The 16,131-nt window shown below is 65.2% G+C and carries 14 protein-coding genes; 5 read left to right on the forward strand and 9 right to left on the reverse strand.

The genetic code is table 11. The features are described 5' to 3' along the window. Positions 1–346 precede the first annotated feature (346 nt). On the forward strand, positions 347–1,015 hold the full coding sequence (locus tag AC1RQK_RS20705; protein ID WP_492810876.1) for a class I SAM-dependent methyltransferase: 669 nt from the start codon (positions 347–349) through the stop codon (positions 1,013–1,015). An 81-nt stretch (positions 1,016–1,096) separates the two neighbouring features. On the opposite strand, the gene AC1RQK_RS20710 is transcribed toward AC1RQK_RS20705, so the two are convergent. The 6 genes from AC1RQK_RS20710 to AC1RQK_RS20735 form a co-directional block, all read right to left on the reverse strand. Continuing rightward, positions 1,097–1,966 carry a hypothetical protein gene (locus AC1RQK_RS20710; protein WP_492810878.1) on the reverse strand — a complete coding sequence of 290 codons (870 nt, stop codon included), beginning with the start codon at positions 1,964–1,966 and terminating at the stop codon, positions 1,097–1,099. A gap of 190 nt (positions 1,967–2,156) precedes the next feature. Beyond that, positions 2,157–3,233, reverse strand: coding sequence for a glycosyltransferase family 4 protein (locus AC1RQK_RS20715; protein ID WP_492810880.1), 1,077 nt, complete (start codon positions 3,231–3,233; stop codon positions 2,157–2,159). Then, positions 3,230–4,480, reverse strand: coding sequence for a lipopolysaccharide biosynthesis protein (locus AC1RQK_RS20720; protein WP_492810881.1), 1,251 nt, complete (start codon positions 4,478–4,480; stop codon positions 3,230–3,232). Before AC1RQK_RS20720 ends, AC1RQK_RS20715 begins: the two co-directional genes overlap by 4 nt. After that, the gene (locus AC1RQK_RS20725; protein WP_492810883.1) at positions 4,480–5,640 is read right to left on the reverse strand and encodes a glycosyltransferase; all 1,161 of its coding nucleotides are present in this window, start codon (positions 5,638–5,640) and stop codon (positions 4,480–4,482) included. Before AC1RQK_RS20725 ends, AC1RQK_RS20720 begins: the two co-directional genes overlap by 1 nt. Next, positions 5,640–6,956, reverse strand: a complete 1,317-nt coding sequence (locus tag AC1RQK_RS20730) for a sugar transferase (RefSeq protein ID WP_492810885.1) — start codon at positions 6,954–6,956, stop codon at positions 5,640–5,642. The genes AC1RQK_RS20725 and AC1RQK_RS20730 overlap by 1 nt, the downstream gene beginning before the upstream one ends. Beyond that, entirely contained in the window at positions 6,953–8,110 is a 1,158-nt protein-coding gene (locus AC1RQK_RS20735) for a glycosyltransferase family 4 protein (protein WP_492810887.1), read from the reverse strand. The genes AC1RQK_RS20730 and AC1RQK_RS20735 overlap by 4 nt, the downstream gene beginning before the upstream one ends. Positions 8,111–8,447: 337 nt before the next feature. Between AC1RQK_RS20735 and AC1RQK_RS20740 the strand changes: the two genes are divergently transcribed. From AC1RQK_RS20740 to AC1RQK_RS20755, 4 genes are all read left to right on the forward strand, one after another. Further along, positions 8,448–9,833 (forward strand): phosphomannomutase/phosphoglucomutase, encoded by a 1,386-nt coding sequence (locus AC1RQK_RS20740; RefSeq protein ID WP_492373284.1) that lies wholly within the window; start codon positions 8,448–8,450, stop codon positions 9,831–9,833. Positions 9,834–9,837: 4 nt separating this feature from the next. Then, positions 9,838–10,905, forward strand: coding sequence for a lipopolysaccharide heptosyltransferase I (gene waaC, locus AC1RQK_RS20745; protein ID WP_477135373.1), 1,068 nt, complete (start codon positions 9,838–9,840; stop codon positions 10,903–10,905). Continuing rightward, positions 10,905–12,218, forward strand: a complete 1,314-nt coding sequence (gene waaA / locus AC1RQK_RS20750) for a lipid IV(A) 3-deoxy-D-manno-octulosonic acid transferase (RefSeq protein WP_492810890.1) — start codon at positions 10,905–10,907, stop codon at positions 12,216–12,218. Before waaC ends, waaA begins: the two co-directional genes overlap by 1 nt. A gap of 198 nt (positions 12,219–12,416) precedes the next feature. Continuing rightward, positions 12,417–13,253 carry an META and DUF4377 domain-containing protein gene (locus tag AC1RQK_RS20755; protein WP_492373287.1) on the forward strand — a complete coding sequence of 279 codons (837 nt, stop codon included), beginning with the start codon at positions 12,417–12,419 and terminating at the stop codon, positions 13,251–13,253. 97 nt (positions 13,254–13,350) lie between these two features. On the opposite strand, the gene AC1RQK_RS20760 is transcribed toward AC1RQK_RS20755, so the two are convergent. The 3 genes from AC1RQK_RS20760 to AC1RQK_RS20770 form a co-directional block, all read right to left on the reverse strand. Next, positions 13,351–14,838, reverse strand: coding sequence for a TolC family outer membrane protein (locus AC1RQK_RS20760; RefSeq protein WP_492373288.1), 1,488 nt, complete (start codon positions 14,836–14,838; stop codon positions 13,351–13,353). Between the two features lie 123 nt (positions 14,839–14,961). After that, positions 14,962–15,285: a rhodanese-like domain-containing protein gene (locus tag AC1RQK_RS20765; protein ID WP_043348625.1), complete on the reverse strand. Its 324-nt coding sequence runs from the start codon at positions 15,283–15,285 to the stop codon at positions 14,962–14,964. 14 nt (positions 15,286–15,299) lie between these two features. Further along, the gene (locus AC1RQK_RS20770; RefSeq protein ID WP_492373289.1) at positions 15,300–15,953 is read right to left on the reverse strand and encodes a protein-L-isoaspartate O-methyltransferase family protein; all 654 of its coding nucleotides are present in this window, start codon (positions 15,951–15,953) and stop codon (positions 15,300–15,302) included. Positions 15,954–16,131: the final 178 nt, after the last annotated feature.

Here is a 16,131-nt window from a genome sequence, read left to right on the forward strand (position 1 = left end):
TCTCCCATTTGGCGGGTCTATGCGCGTTGTCGCGACACAGGTTTTAGTCGTTGGGCCGTTGTTCCGATGGCCATGCGGAGGGATAGCATCAGTAGGCTAGTGATAGACTGGCAAATCTAGGGTCCACATAGCTTCCTGAGGCGTTTGGGGCACCTGCAAGCCGTGGTGGCTCAGCGATTGGAGGCTGCCCTAGCCAACGGCGGTCCAGGGAACTCCATCCGTGTAGAATGATCGCTGTCAATGTCATTAAACAGTCGCAATATGTATTGTATTTGATACATTGCGAGAGGATGTCAGCGAGCTACCTCCCTCTTGTCCTTCGCACGACCAAGTTGGAAACTTCCCTATGGCCGCAAGACAAAGAGACATCTTTTCAAAGGGCGGGGAAGGTGACCGCTACTTCCAACGCAACCGCGCGTTCTATGCGGACAAACGCTCAGCCAACGAACTTAGTTCCGCTGCCGCGCTGTACAGCAAGTACATCCGGCCGGGCGACACCGTGCTGGAGGTCGGCAGTTCATCCGGCGTCAATCTCGCATCCATTTGTCGTGCTACGAAATGCCGTGGTCTGGGCATTGACCCATCAGGCGAGGCGGTCTCGAAGGGCCAGCAGCTATTTCCCGAACTGGAGCTCCGGGTGGGAACGGCTGACAAACTCGAGTTTCCGGATCATTCCCTCGATTTCATCCTGTTCGGGTTCTGCCTCTACCTGGTGGATCGGGAGCACATTTCACGCGTAGTGGCCGAGGCCGACCGCTGCCTTCGCGATGGCGGCTGGATCGGGATCACGGATTTCATGCCAGATGTGCCCACAGCGCGGCCCTATGCCCATTGCGCTGCCGTGACGTCATACAAGCTTGACTACAGTCGGCTGTTCACCGCATTCCCGCACTTTCAGCTGGTCGAATCGGCATGCTTCAACCACACTGACGATCGCTTCTCCACGGATCCGCAAGAGCGGCTGTGCGCGCAGATGATACACAAACAGTTGAGTGAGGGTTATCAGCGGATCTAGATACGGCGGCCAGCCGATCCGCCAGACGTTCGCGCATTCCGGGTGAATGCAAACTGGCCGAGGAGCCTCGGCCAGTGTCTGTCAACGACGGCGCAGGTTCAAGAACAGCGCGATCAAAATACCGGCAATCAAGCCGATGAATGCGCCGCCGGCGGAGTACAGCAGCTTGCCCGGTGTGCTCGGGCGATCGGCGACATAGATGTCGCCAAGTACTCGAGTCGGATAAGTCCGCAGCGACGCCAATGCTTCTTCCAGTTGCGCCTTACGGAGGTTCAGGGCTCGCGATTCAACACTGATCGTTGCTACCACGTTAGCCAGGAAGACGTCGTGCGGGGCCGCTTGACCTTTTGCTTGATCGCTGGTCCGCTTGAGCGAGCCATAGACGGAATCGTATTCCTTTTCCATCGCGACGAGCTTGTCGGAGGTGTCCTTCAGCTCTGCCTTCATGCGATCAATTGTCGGATTGAACGCTTTATCATGTTCCCTGCGCAGCTCGTTGAAGGCCACGCGCAGTGTCTGCGTTGCCATCTCGGGGGAGTACCCAGACGCCTGCACATTGATGAGATCCAGGCTTTTCGACGGGGCTGCACGCAGCGAGTCGAAAATCAGATCGGAGTCCGGATTCTGCCTGTTAGGCAGGGGCAGTCCCATTACCTTAAGTACGTCGAACTTAAAGCTTGACAGGCCAAACCGTTCAACCGTGGTCATCTGGGATTCGATCAAATTGGTCGGCGCGGCACCTACACCAGGCACCACCGAGCCGGCGCTAGCAACCTGGCCGATCTGCAGCGTCATCTTCGCCGTCCAGCGCGGATGCTGGATGAACGAAAAACCGACAGCAACCAATGCGCCGACTATGGCGCTGATCAGCAGAAGCTTGAAATATTTCGCAACAAAACTCGTTAGCGAGAGGTACTGTGTGTCTGACGTTGTGGGGGAAGTGACCGGCATCTGCGCAGCGAGAATGATAGGGGTGACGCACACTATTATGTATACACATTGTACCATGAACGGTTTCTTTCCCCGTCCCGGTAGGCTGTATGCCACCGCCAAACCATGTCGTTCACCGAGCGGTGAGTCAACGAACACCGCGGCCGCGCTGGGCAATGCCCGACCTTTCCCCGGTAGATTCCGATTTGGACTACTGAAGCAGGCGTTGCCAGCGCTCGGTGACTGGTGCGATGGCCATGCCGCTGGCCGAGTTTCTGGCTTCGTTGGCTAGTTCCGCACACAGGGGGTGGTCAGCGACCAGGCGGAGCAGTGCAGTGGCCAGGGCTGCCGGATCCTCCTTGGGTACGAGCAACCCGTTACTGCCGTTTCGCACGAGCTCTCGAGGACCGGTTTCGCAATCCGAGGACACGATCGGCAGGCCGAAAGCCATTGCCTCGATAAGCGTAAGCGCGAACCCCTCATAGCGCGAGCTTAAGCAAAAGAGCGCGGCTTGCCGGTAGGCTTCTTCGATGTTCCGGTGCAAGCCCGGCATGTCTACGGAATTGGAGATGCCCAGATCGCGGATCAGCGCCTCAAGCGCACTGCGCTCTTCCCCCTCTCCCACAATGACGAGGCACCAGTCCGGCTGGGATGCGGTCACCTTTTCCCAGGCACGCAGCAGTATGTCAAAGCCCTTGGCATGCGTAAGCCGGCCGACCGCCAGAACCGTCTTGCTCACGCGCTCTGACGCCTTCGGCGGGTATGCGAAGGGCAATGGGTTCGGAATCATGATGACGGGTTGCCGCGGCGCCAGCGCCTCCATCCACCGCTGCCGGTCGCGCTCCGTCAGCACCACCACGGCTTCATTGAATCTTGCCGCCAGCCGCCGGGCGAAGCGTCGTGCCGGCTTGCCCAGGTCTTCGTCGAAGTGGCAATGCTCCCACGCGATGCGCCGAACCTTGAGGCCCAGGGTGGCGGGCAGGGTGAACAGGGTGAGCATGGTGTCGACTTCAATCAGCACATCGACATGGCGTTGCTTCACAAAGCGCCTGATTCCATTGACTGTGGCGAGATAGGCTCGCTTGAACGACGGCCGTTGCACAAACAGCGCCTCATGCACGACGTCGGGATGGAGCGTAAAGCAACTGCGCTCATCCCACAGGCTGAGGATCAGCACCGGATAGCCGCGCTCCGCGAGTGCATTGGCGATGACAGCCGTCATCCGCTCGGCGCCAGCGAAGGCGTTCAGTGTGCCTGTCAGGAAGCAGATCGTGGGTAGCGGCTTCATGCGGTCGCCCGGGAGAGTGCTGTCTTGTTGCGCCACCACAGGCAGACGCCAAACGCTACGGCAACGGCATTGCCTAATGTATAGCCTCCGACAGCCCCCCATGCACCGTATTTGGGCACCACCGCTAGGTCGAACGCGAGCGTGACCGCCAGGACAGCTCCCCACTTGATGGCGATCCAGTCGGGGCGGCGCAGGTAGACTGGAAGCAAGGTCAGGCCGACGTCGGCAAAGATCAATGTCGAAGACAGTGCCGCGGTTTGCAGCAGGGCCGCGGTCGATGCAAAGGCGTGGCCATACAGCAACTGCACGATCCATGGCGCGCCAACGGCGATCAAGGCTGCCCCGCATAGGCCGATTGCGGTCATGCCGATTGCAATTCGCGCGATGTTTGTGTGCGCTGTCGCAAAAATGGGCTTGCCATAGACATAGATAGGCGCAATCCCTGCGGCCAGGATGGTAGCCACAACCGTGTAGTTGTCGAGTATCTGCATGCAAGCGGCATAAGCGCCAAACTCGGCAAGCGGCACCGAGGGCTGCAGTACCAACTGGTCGACCCGGCGCGCGCCCATCATCAGCATGAAGCTCACCCAGAACAGCGCGCCGTTCGTCATCAGTTCACGCGTGAACCGGATATCGTATTGCACGTGGCAGCGCTCTACCCTGCCGAAGTAGTAAGCGGCCAGCAGGCCGGCAAGGATGATCGCCTCGACGGCAAATGCGCTGGCGAAGAATGGAACACTATGCACGCCTGCTGCAAAGAGGATGGCCACGAGGCCGCCCTTGGCGCAGAGCGATATCAGGCTGAAAAGCGTATTGGGGCGATTGTTGGTGTGCGCCTGCAGCCAGGCAACCACAACGCCAAAGGGTTCCCTGAGCAGGATCGCGATGCCAAGCAACAAGGCTGCTGCCCAGGTGTCCGGCGCGGGCTGGCGCATCAGCAGGAAGCCGCACATCAGCAAATAGCCGAGGATGGCACCGCCGACACGCAAAGAAAACACATGCGCGAGCAGCCTGTGTTGCTCAAGCGGCGATGGCGTCGCCACCAGCCGCGGCACAACCACCTCGCCACCACAGATCAACGCTACCGACGCGGCAATCAGGACCACGGCCTGGGCGTACTGGAAGTGGGCAAATCCTTCGGGCCCCAGTGCGCGCGCCAGCATGGCGACGATGCCAATCCCAGCCGCTACCTGTATGCCGCGCTCGGCTAGCATCCACAGGAGATTTCCGGCAACTCGACGCCGCATCAGGCGAGCTCCACGGGCGCGGCGGTGGCTCGCCTGGCCAGCCGCGCATAGCAGGCTAGCCATTGCCCGGCCACGGCCTCAATGCTGAATCGCGAGGCGATGCGATCCCGGCGCGCGGTCTGCTCCGAAGGGGAGCCGGGCCCGGCGCGCAGCGCCGCGCGCATCGCGGCGGCCAGCGCGGCCGCATTGTGTCTTGGCACGATCTGTCCCGCGTCGCCCAGCAAGCTGGCGACGCCAGGGGCATCGGTGGAGACCACCGGGCATCCGCAAGCCAGGGCTTCCGCGATAACCAGCGGCATCCCTTCAATTTCTGAAGAGAGGACAAACAAATCGGCGGCATTGAGCAAGGCGGCAACATCGCGCCGCATGCCCAGCAGCGTGGCGCTCCCGGCCAGCCCGAGCCGGTCGATCGTGGCGGTGAGCGCGTCGCGCTCGGAGCCTTCGCCGGCAATCAGTAACCGGGCTTCGAGCCCTTCTTCGGATTGCAGGCGGCTGAATGCGTCAAGCAGCAGGTTCTGCGCTTTTTCGGGCACAAGCCTGCCGACATTGAGGATGAGGATGGATGCCTCGGTGGCACCGAGGCTTTGCCTGGTAGCCAGCCGGAGCTCGGGTGAGGGGCGGAAGCGATCGATCTCGATGCCGTTTGGCATCACGACGATGCGATCAGGCGGCGCTGCACCGGCATCGATCATGCTTTGGCGGCCGTCCGCGCTGACATGGGTGGTGAGACTTGCCCAGCGGTCGGTCAGCCGGTACGCGAGCATGCGCAGCCTGCCACCTTCCCGGTAGCTGTGGGCGGTGCAAATCAACGGTGGCGTGCGCGTTATCCGGGTCAGTGCGCGGGCGAAGAGATTAGCGTGGACCATGTGTGCATGGAGGACGTCGGGCCGCCAGGCGCGCAGGAAATCGCGCACTTGCCATAGGGTGCTCGCCATCGACCACGGCGTCTTGCGCATGTTCAGGCGCAGCACGGTTGCCTTGGCAGGCAGTTCGACTTCGCAATCCGGCGTCAGGCTGACGACGGCTACGGCATGCCCGAGCGCGATGAAATGCCGGGCCAGTGCGGCTACCTGTTGCTCGGCGCCGCCAACGCGCAGGCCGGTGCTGAGCAGCATGATCCGCATCGGCTGCGGCAGCATTTCCTCCAGCGTTCGGCTCATCACCGCGCCCCATACCCCGTCAGCAACGTCCGCAATGTCTTCACCCCGATCAGCAGGTCCAGCGCAAACGAACAATGCTTGACGTAGTACAGGTCATAGCTGAGCTTGGTCACGGTTTCTTCATGCGTGCCCACGTAGCCCTGCTGGACCTGGGCCCATCCGGACAGGCCGGGCCGAACCAGGTGCCGGTACGGGTAGTACGGAATCGTATGGGCGAATTCGTCGACCATCGGAACCTGCTCGGGACGCGGGCCGATCAGGCTCATGTCGCCCACCAGCACGTTCCACAACTGGGGGATTTCATCGAGCCGGTATTTGCGGATGACGCGGCCCACGCGGGTGACGCGTGGATCGCGGCGGGCGGCGAATTGCGCCGGTGCGCCGGCGTCGAACGCCATGCTGCGGAACTTGAACATGGTGAAGGGTTTGCCGAACAGTCCTACCCGCCCCTGGCGGAACAAAGCGGGGCCGGTGGATTCGAGGCGGATTGCGACTGCTACAACGACGCCCAGCGGCAGCGCGAGCGGCGCCATGCAGAGTACGGCGGCGAGGTCTATCAGGCGTTTGGCGAAGCTGTAGAAGTAGTGCGCGGCGTAGTCGTCGAGGAAGTTTTCGTCGATGTGCGCCAGCCCCACGCGCCCGGTCAGCATCTCGCCGATCCGCTCGACAGAATACATGCGTACGTGGCTGAGCTTGAACTGGGCGAGCACCCGGGTGCGCTCGGGGTCGGCGGTGGCATTGCGGTCCAGCATCAGGCCGTCGCAATGCACGGCTTCGTCGAGCGAGCTGATGGCCTGGAAGCGGGTGGGGCTGGCCGGCGCCGCGCCGGGCATGGCGAGGATCTGTTCCAGTTGCGCCAGCGTGGCGGCGTCGGTATAGCCGAACACGGGCACGTAGTTGCGCACGAAGCGCCGGTAGCCGAACCAGATCCAGCCTAGCGTGGTGACGTAACTGAGCAGCAGCGCGCCGCGCGAATACTCAAGGTGGAAGGCGGCAAAGACGAAGAGCAGCGCGGCAAAGGGCAAGGTGGTGGCCAACCCGACCAGGCTGTTGCCTTCCATGGCGGGCAGGTGCAGGGAGCGGTGCAGTAGCACGAAGGCGAACAGGTAGGGCAGCACCGACCACAGCAGGGTGCGGGTGAAAACGTAAGTCACCAGGGCGGCGTGATGGGCGAACTCGGCGAGCGCGATATTGAGGCCGAACAGCAGCAGGCCGAGCAGCGCCCAGGCCAGCATGCGGCTGGCGCGGCGGACGGTTTCCGAGCCCTGCGGGCGGGTCAGCTGGGCAGGGCGGCCGACACTGTGGGTCTTGTTCATTGTCCGCCTGCTCCGGTGCTGGCCGCCGCGCGGGCGGCGCTTGGCTTGCCCGCCAGCGCTTGCTGGTAGATTGTCCAGGTGGCGTCGGCCATCGGTGCCAGGCCAAATTCCCTTGCCCAGCGCGTCCGGGCATTGCGTCCCAGTGTCTCACGCAGCGTGGGGTCGTCGGCCAGCCGTGCCAGCGCGGCCGCCCAGGCGTGTTCGTCATCGCCGGCGACCAGCAGGCCGCTGGTGCCGCTGTCCAGTTGCTCGCGGATGCCCGGGAGGTCGCTGGCGACGACGGGCAGGCCGGCGCGCATGGCCTCCAGTACCGAAAGCGGGAAGCCTTCATGGTCGGATGCCAGCGCGAAGGCCTGGGCCGAAGCCAGCAAGGCGGGGACGTCGGTGACCGGGCCAGCAAACCTTACCCGGCCCGGTGCCACGCTATCGGCCAAGGACTGCAGGGTGGCCATCTGGGGGCCAACGCCTGCCAGTACCAGCTCGCAATCGGGCAGTGCGGCGCGGGCGAAGGCGCGAATCAGCTGGTCGGCGCGCTTCGGCGCGGCCAGGCGCGCCACCATGACAATGCGCCGCAGCGGCGCGCCGGGCGTCGCCCGCGCGCTGCTGTCGGCGATGCCGTTGCGGATCACGCTGACCCGCGCGGCGGGGATCGGCAGCGACGCGGCCAGCGCGCGTTCGCCCTGCGCCACGCAGATCAGGCGGGCAGCCAGCGGTGCCAGCAGCCATTCCATGCAGCGCGAGATGAGGCGCTGGCGAGCCGGGGCGGCGGCCTTGAAGGCAAAGCCATGCACCGTATAGACCACAGGGATGCCGAGCAGCCAGCCGGCCACCCGCCCTAGCGCGCCGGCCTTTGCGCTATGCGCATGGATCAGGTCAGGCGCGGTCTCCCGGAGGGCCTTGAGCAGCTCCCTGAGCGCGGCCAGCGCGCGCAGCGGCGAGAGGGCATTGTCGAGCAGGGCCAGGCGTATGGTGCGGGCGCCGGCGGCCCGGGCGGCGTCCAGCAGGGGCCCGTCGCCCCCGGCCAGCAGTACGGGCTCGATCCTGTCGCGCAGGGCGTGCAGCAGATCGGCGACGTGCGTCTGCGCCCCGCCGATCTCGGAGTTCGTGATCAGGAAGGCGATACGCGGGCGGTGGGAGGGCAGGGGCGAAGGCACTGGGCAAAAAGCGCGACGGCGGGGCAACAGGAACAGGCTACCAGGGCATTTCAGTATGGCCGATGAGCCAGGGGCCGGGACGGCGGCAAGGCTGTCCGGCAGGCCTGTCCCCCGATACTGGGCGGGCAGCTGTGGCACCCCGCTCAGGTGGGGATCGATCCACTTCCAGGCTGGCTTGCGGCGCCATTTTCCAGCAAAGCCGCTCGATTATAACTGGCGCGCCACTCGCAATCCGGCAAAATACGGTCTTTGACGCATTTGCCCGCCGACACGGCCCTGGCCGGAATACGTGGCTGGCAACGTCGACTGGTTCTACCGCCTACACACAGGATGACCCATGCAAGCAGATCCTTCCATTTTCAAGGCCTACGATATCCGTGGCATCGTCGACAAGACCCTGACGCGTGACGTGGCGCGTGCGATTGGCCTGTCCTTCGGTACGGCCGCCGCAGAGCAAGGCGAGCGCGCCGTGGTGGTCGGGCGAGACGGGCGCCTGTCGGGCCCGGACCTGCTCGGCGGACTGGTCGAGGGCCTGCGCGCCGCGGGCATGGACGTGATCGACCTCGGCATGGTGGCCACGCCCATGGTGTACTTCGGCACCAATGTCGAGCTGGCGGGGCGCCGCGCCACTTCCGGCATCATGGTGACCGGCAGCCACAATCCGCCCGACTACAACGGCTTCAAGATGGTGCTGGCCGGCAAGGCGATCTACGGCGAGCAGATCCAGTCGCTGCGCCAGCGCATCGACGCCGGCAAGTTCGCCAGCGGCGCGGGTGGCTACCAGCAGGTCGACATCCGCCAGCAGTACCTGGACCGCATCGTTGGCGACATCAAGCTGGCGCGCCCGATGAAGATCGCGCTGGATGCTGGCAATGGCGTGGCGGGTGCCTTCGTGGGCGACCTGTTCCGCGCGCTGGGCTGCGAGGTGACGGAGCTGTTTTGCGAGGTGGATGGCAATTTCCCCAACCACCATCCCGATCCGGCTCATGTGGAGAACCTGCAGGACCTGATGCAGTGCCTGCGCGACACGGATTGCGAGCTCGGCCTGGCCTTTGACGGCGACGGCGATCGCCTGGGCGTGGTGACCAAGGACGGCCAGGTGATCTTCCCCGATCGCCAGCTGATGCTGTTCGCCGAGGAGATCCTGTCGCGCAATCCCGGCCAGCAGATCATCTATGACGTGAAGTGCACCGGCAAGCTGGCCCCCTGGATCCGCGAGCACGGCGGCGAGCCGCTGATGTGGAAGACGGGCCATTCGCTGGTCAAGGCCAAGCTCAAGGAGACTGGCGCGCCCCTGGCCGGCGAGATGAGCGGCCACGTGTTCTTCAAGGATCGCTGGTACGGCTTCGACGACGGCCTGTACACCGGCGCGCGCCTGCTGGAGATCCTGTCCAAGCATGCCGACCCGAGCGCGGTGCTCAATGCCTTGCCTAACTCCAACTGCACGCCCGAACTGCAGCTCAAATGCGCGGAAGGCGAAGCCTTCACGCTGCTCGACAAGATCCGCGCCAATGCGAAGTTCGACGGCGCGCGTGAAGTCATCACCATCGATGGCGTGCGCGTGGAGTACCCCGACGGCTTTGGCCTGGCGCGTCCGTCCAACACCACGCCCGTGGTGGTGATGCGTTTCGAGGCCGACAACGATGCCGCGCTGGCGCGTATCCAGGCCGAATTCAAACGTGTGATCCTGGCGGAAAAGCCGGACGCGCAACTCCCGTTCTGAGCGGATGCCGTTGACTGAGCCCCTGACGGGAACAACGGGCAAATCCTTGACCCCGCATGCGCTGCCCGCGCGGCCGCGCATCCTGGTGGTCAAGGTCTCGTCGCTAGGCGACGTGGTGCATAACATGCCGCTGGTGCACGACCTGCGCGCGCGCTGGCCGGATTGCGAGATCGACTGGGTGGTCGAGGAGGGCTACGTCGATCTCGTGCGCTTGCTGCCCGAAGTGCGGCGGGTGATTCCGTTCGCGCTGCGGCGCTGGCGCAAGCGTTTCTACCAGGCTGCAACCTGGCAGGAGATCGGTGCGTTCAAGCGCGCCTTGCGAGAGGACGCCTACGACGCCGTGATCGAGACGCAGGGCCTGCTCAAGACTGCCGTCGTGGCACGCGTGGCCAACAGGCGCGAGGGCGCGCCCGTGATAGGGCTGGCCAATGCCACGCAAGGCTCCGGTTACGAGCCGGCCGCACGGCTGTTCTATACCGAACCAGTGACCGTACCCCGCCAGACGCATTCGGTGCGGCGTTCGCGCCTGCTGGGCGCGGCGCTGACTGGTGGCACACCGCCGGAACCGCCTCAATTCTTCGGCCCCGCCGCGCGCACGCTGCATGTCGACGATGCGCTATGGGCCGGCCTGCCAACGCGCTACGCAGTGTGCTTTCACGCTACTGCGGGCGCGAAGAAGAAATGGCCACTGGCGAGCTGGCACGACCTCGGCCGCCGGCTGGTGGACGAGGGCCTGGCCATGTTGCTGCCCTGGGGCAACGACGCGGAACGGCGCGCGGCGCAAGAGATCGCTGCCGGCGTGCCGCAGGCGCAGGTGCTGCCGCGCTTTACGGTCATGCAGGGGTTTGGCCTGATCAATCGCGCCGAGGTGGTGATTGGCGTCGATACGGGGTTGGTCCATATCGCCGCGGCGCTGTGCCGGCCCACGGTCGAGATCTACACCGCGACGTGGCGCTGGAAGACGGAAGGCTACTGGTCGGACCGCATCGCCAATGTGGGCGACGATGGCATCGTGCCGTCCGTCGATGAAGTCTACGCAGCCGCCCGGCGCGTGCGTGGGCAGGGGAACTGATGCTGCGCGTTCTGTATAACCTGCTATGGCTGCTGGCGCTGCCGGTCGCGCTGCTGCGCCTGGTGTGGCGTGCCCGTAAGGAACCCGGCTACGTGCAGCACGTGGGTGAGCGCCTTGGCGCTTATGGCGGCCTGCCGTCGGCGGGCCCCTGGTTGTGGGTCCATGCGGTGTCGGTGGGCGAAACCCGGGCCGCCCAGCCGCTGATCGACGCGCTGCTGGCGCAATATCCGACCCATCGCCTCCTGCTCACACATATGACGCCCACCGGGCGGCAAACCGGCGCCCAGCTGTACGGCGCCGAGCCGCGCGTGCTGCAGTGCTATCTGCCGTACGACCTGTCGTGGCTGGTGCGACGCTTCCTGCGCCACTTCCGTCCGGATGCCGGCATGCTGATGGAAACCGAGGTATGGCCCAGCCTTGTGCGCGGTGCCCGCGTGGCCGGCGTGCCGTTGCTGCTGGTCAATGCCCGGCTGTCGCCACGCAGCTTCCGCCGCACCGCGCGCTTTGGCAGCGCCGCCACCGCGATGTATCGCGACTTCACCGCGGTGCTGGCGCAGACCCAGGGCGACGCTGAGCGCTTCCGCGCGCTCGGGCTGCCGTCGGTGCAGGTGACCGGCAACCTCAAATTCGATATGCAACTGCCCGAGGCAGGCCTGCGGCGCGGCCGCTTGCTGCGCCAGGGGTTTGGCTCGCGCGCCGTGTTCGCCGCCACCAGCACGCGTGACGGCGAGGAAGCGTTGCTGCTGGAAGCGTTCGCGCGTTGGCAGGCGCTTGGCGCCGATGTGCCGCGCCCGGCTTTGCTGCTGGTGCCGCGCCATCCGCAGCGCTTCGATGAAGTCGCGGCGCTGGTCACGCGTGCCGGCTTCACGCTGCAGCGCCGCGGCACGCTTGGCGACTCCGCTGCGTGGGAGCAGGCGGGGCTGCCAGAGCCGGTCACCGCGGACGTGCTGCTGGGGGACTCCATGGGCGAGATGGCGATGTACTTCGCTGCCTCGGATATCGCCTTTATCGGCGGCAGCCTGCTGCCGCTGGGCGGGCAGAACCTGATCGAGTCCTGCGCCGCTGGCACGCCCGTCCTGATCGGGCCGCATACCTTCAACTTCGCGCAGGCCACGGAAGATGCCATCGCTGCCGGCGCCTGCCAGCGCGTGGCGGATGCCGATGCGCTGATGCGCGCGGCGGCAACGATATTGGGCGATGCGCCGGGGCTCGAAGCCATGCGCGGTAATGCGCGCGAGTTCGCGGTGCTTCACCGGGGTGCCACGGCGCGCACGATGGCTGCGCTGGGGCAGGTGCTCGGCCACGCGAACTAGGCGGTTCTGTATGGCAGTGCCGCCACTTTCCGCATGCCGCATGCGGAAATTGTAGGCCGCCGCCCGATGTCCCTCGTCTCCTGACGGTTGTTAAACTATTCCGCACGAGGGCCAGACTCGCGGCCCCACCCGGGCCTGCGAGCTGCCGCCGAGCGGTGCGGGCCGATCAAGCCGCGCGCCCCCACCAGGAGCTTCCAGATGCAGAGAATATTCCGTCTTTCACCCGCCGCGTTCACCGCGCGTGCCGCCGCTGTTGTGCTGCTGGCTGCTGCCCTGGGTGCCTGTGCCACGTCGCCCGCACCGGATTCGCCGGGTGCCGGCACCAGCCTGAACCAGGCGCAGACCGGCGGCCCTAGCCGCTGGGAGCTGGTACGCTGGCAGCTGGCCGATGGCACGCTGAAGTTCATTCCGCATGGCGACAACGGCGAGCCGATCATCTTTGAATTCAATGGCGGAATCGATTCCGCGCAGGGCACGGTGAGCGGGTATAGCGGCTGCAATCGCTTCACCGGGGGCTATGGCAAGACGGCAACGGGCATGCGCTTCGATCGGCTGGCGGGAACCCGCATGGCTTGCGTGCCGCCGCGCGGCGAGCTGGAGGGCGCGCTGCTCAAGGCAATGCAGTCACCGTTCACCACCGTGGGCACGCAGCCGTCGGCCGGGTCAACGGGGCGCCAGATCATCTGGAAGACCGTTGACGGGGACCTGCTGCAGTTCGTCGAGCGCGAGGGCGTGGGCCGGCGCGGCGCAAAGATGGATGCACAGGCGGCCACCGGCGGCGTGGAGAAGACGGTGTACGTGGATTCGCAGCGGGTGGAGTGCTCAGGCGTGGGCCGGCAGACCTGCTACCGCGTGCGCGAGAACCCGGGCGCGCCCTGGACGCTTTGGTATGGGCCGATCGAGGGGCTGGATTTCGAGCCGGGCGTGGCGTACACCTTGCGGGTGCGCGAGACGCGGGTTGAGAACCCGCCGATGGATGCGTCCGCGATTCGCTGGCAGTTGTTGAACGTGGAGTCTCGCACCCGGGCGAACTGAGCAACGCTGCGCCAGCAAGCAAAACGCCGCGGTGCACAGCCGCGGCGTTTTTGTTTTGAGCGGATGCCGATTGCTGCCAGGCTTGCGGCATTCACACTCAGCTGCGTGGCGCGGGCGCTCCGGCAATCGCCTCCTTGCGCGTGGCAGGGCGCTTTGCCGGTGGCGTGCCTGCCGGCAATGCCGTGCCAAGCTTGACCTTCTCCGGCAGCTTGTACATCGAGCCCGGGGTTGAGGTCAGCAGGGTGTTGATCTGCACCACGTCGTCCTCGGTCAGCGCTCCGGTGGCGGCCTTCAGGCGCAGCCCGTTCATGATGGTGTCGTAGCGCGCCTTGGCCAGGTCGCGGCGGGTGGAGAACAACTGCGCTTCGGCGTTCAGCACGTCGATGTTGATGCGCACGCCGACTTCGTAGCCGAGCTGGTTGGATTCCACGGCGCTCTGCGCGGAATGCTCGGCGGCTTCCAGGGCCTTGACCTGGGCGAGTCCGTTGGACACGCCCGAGTAGGTTTGGCGCGCGCTCTGGGCGGCGGTGCGGCGGGCAAACTCGAGGTCACTGGCGGCCTTGTCGGCCAGCGCGGCGGTTTCACGCACGCGCGACTGGATCTGGCCACCGGTGTAGATCGGCACACTCAGCTGCACGCCGATCTGGGCGCTGTTGTAGCGGCTGGAGATATTGACCTGTTGCGCGGCGTTGCCGGTGGAGTTGACAAAGCCGTACGACGCGACCAGGTCGACCGAGGGCAAGTGGCCGGAACGTGCCTTGTTGTACTCGCGCTGGGCTGAGTCGAGGTTGTAGCGTGCCAGGCCCACCTGGGGGTTGGTGTTCTCGGCCTGGCTGGCCCAGGTGTTTACATCGGGCGGCTGCGGACCGGGCAGCGTCGCGGCGGTGCGCAATCCGAGCAGTTCGTCGACCGGCTTGCTGGTGATCTGCTGCAGGTTGGCGCGTCGGATTTCGAGGTCGCTCTGCGCTGCGATCTCGGTCGAGGTGGCGAGGTCGTAGCGGGCCTGCGCGTCATTGGCGTCGGTGATGGTGGCGGTGCCGACCTCGAAGTTGCGCTTGGCCTGCGCCAGTTGCTCGCCGATGGCTTTCTTCTGCGCGCCGGCCAGGTAGAGGTTGTCCTGCGCGGCCAGCACGTCGAAGTAGGCCTGCGAGGTGCGGGTGATCAGGTCGAGCTGCGCCTGGCTGAAGGTCACCTCGCCAGCCAGCGCGGCCAGTTCGCCCTGCTTGTAGGTTTCCCAGCGATCCCAGCGAAACAGCGGCTGGATCAGTTGCAGCGACCAGTTATTGTTGTTGATAAAGCGGTCCGACACCAAGGGCACGGTCTGATCCACATTGGTGCGCGTGGCGTTTAGCGTGCCGCTGACCTGCGGCAGCAAGCCGGAGCGTCCCTGGGGCAGCTTTTCCTGGCTGGCCATCAGCTGCGCGCGCGCGCTGGCGAACTGCGCGTCGTTGGCCTGTGCGTCGCGGTAGACCTGGAGCAAGTCGGCGCCATGCGCGGCCGGCAGATGCAGCAGCGCAAGCAGGGAACCCGTCAGTGCCAGGCGCGTCTTGGGCACGCCCCGCGCAGGGAAAAGCGCAAACCTCATGACATCTCCAGTCTGCCGGGCATCGGGCGCGCGGCTAACGTTTCTAACGATCAGCGTTCAAGGGAGTTGGCGCCGCAGGAGGCCGGCGCCCTGGGGGTGATGCTTGCCGTGCTCTTGCTGTGCTCAGTACTTCGGCATGGCCGGGTCGACCTGCTCGGCCCAGGCGTGCACGCCGCCGGTCAGGTTGTAGACCTTGGCAAAGCCTTGCCGCTCGAGGAAGCTTGCCACCTGCATGCTGCGCGCGCCGTGATGGCAGATGCAGACGATATCTGCGTCTTCGTCAAGCTCGCCGGCACGTGCCGGGATCTGGCCCATCGGGATATGCGTGATGCCGGGCATGGCGCAGGTCTGCACCTCCCAGCCTTCGCGTACGTCGAGCAGCACCGGCTGCGGCCGGCTGGCATCCGCCAGCCATTGCACCAGTTCGGGCGCGTTGATTACCTGCATGTCTTGTTTCCCGCTCAGAAATGGAAGCGCGACGGCTGCTCTGCGCCCAACAGCGGCGTGATGGCGGTCTCGAACAGGTTGACAGTCTTGTACTCGTTCTCGCTGACGCGCGTAATGATCTGCGCTTCCATGGCCGGCAGCGCGCCGACGAAGGCGGCAATGCGCCCGCCGACCTTGACTTGCGACAGGATGGACGCGGGCACCGAGGGCAACGCGCCGGAAATGCAGATCACGTCGTAGGGGGCGCTCGCGGCCCAGCCGGTGGCGGCATTGCCTTGGGCCACGTCGACATTGGTCACGCCGGCATCGGCCAGGTTCTTGCGGGCCAGCTCGGCCAGTTCCGGCAAGATGTCCACGGTCAGCACGTGGCGCGCACGGTGGGCGAGCAGGGCAGCCATGTAGCCAGAGCCGGCGCCGATTTCCAGCACTTGTTCATGCTTGCGCACGGCCAGGTCCTGCAGGATGCGGGCTTCCACGCGCGGGGCCAGCATGTTCTGGCCGCCCGGCAGCGGGATTTCCATGTCGACGAAGGCCAGCGCGGCATAAGCCTGCGGCACGAACTGTTCCCGCTTGACTACCGCCAGCAGGTCCAGGATTTCCTGATCCAGCACATCCCAGGGGCGGATTTGCTGTTCGATCATATTGAATCGGGCTTTCTCGAGGTCCATCTTGCCATTCCTTCCAATGCCAACCGCTAATCAGTTCAGAGTTCCGGCCGCGCGGTGCGAGGGGCCGGGGAAATCCGTCAAACCTGACATTTTAACCCCGCGCCAAGACACTTGCCCAAGCGCGTCGCCCAAGTTGTGGCCTCCATGCCGCAGTCCGGCCTTGGCTGAGGCATTCCGG

Source organism: Cupriavidus sp. GW822-FHT02D05, from assembly GCF_058802485.1.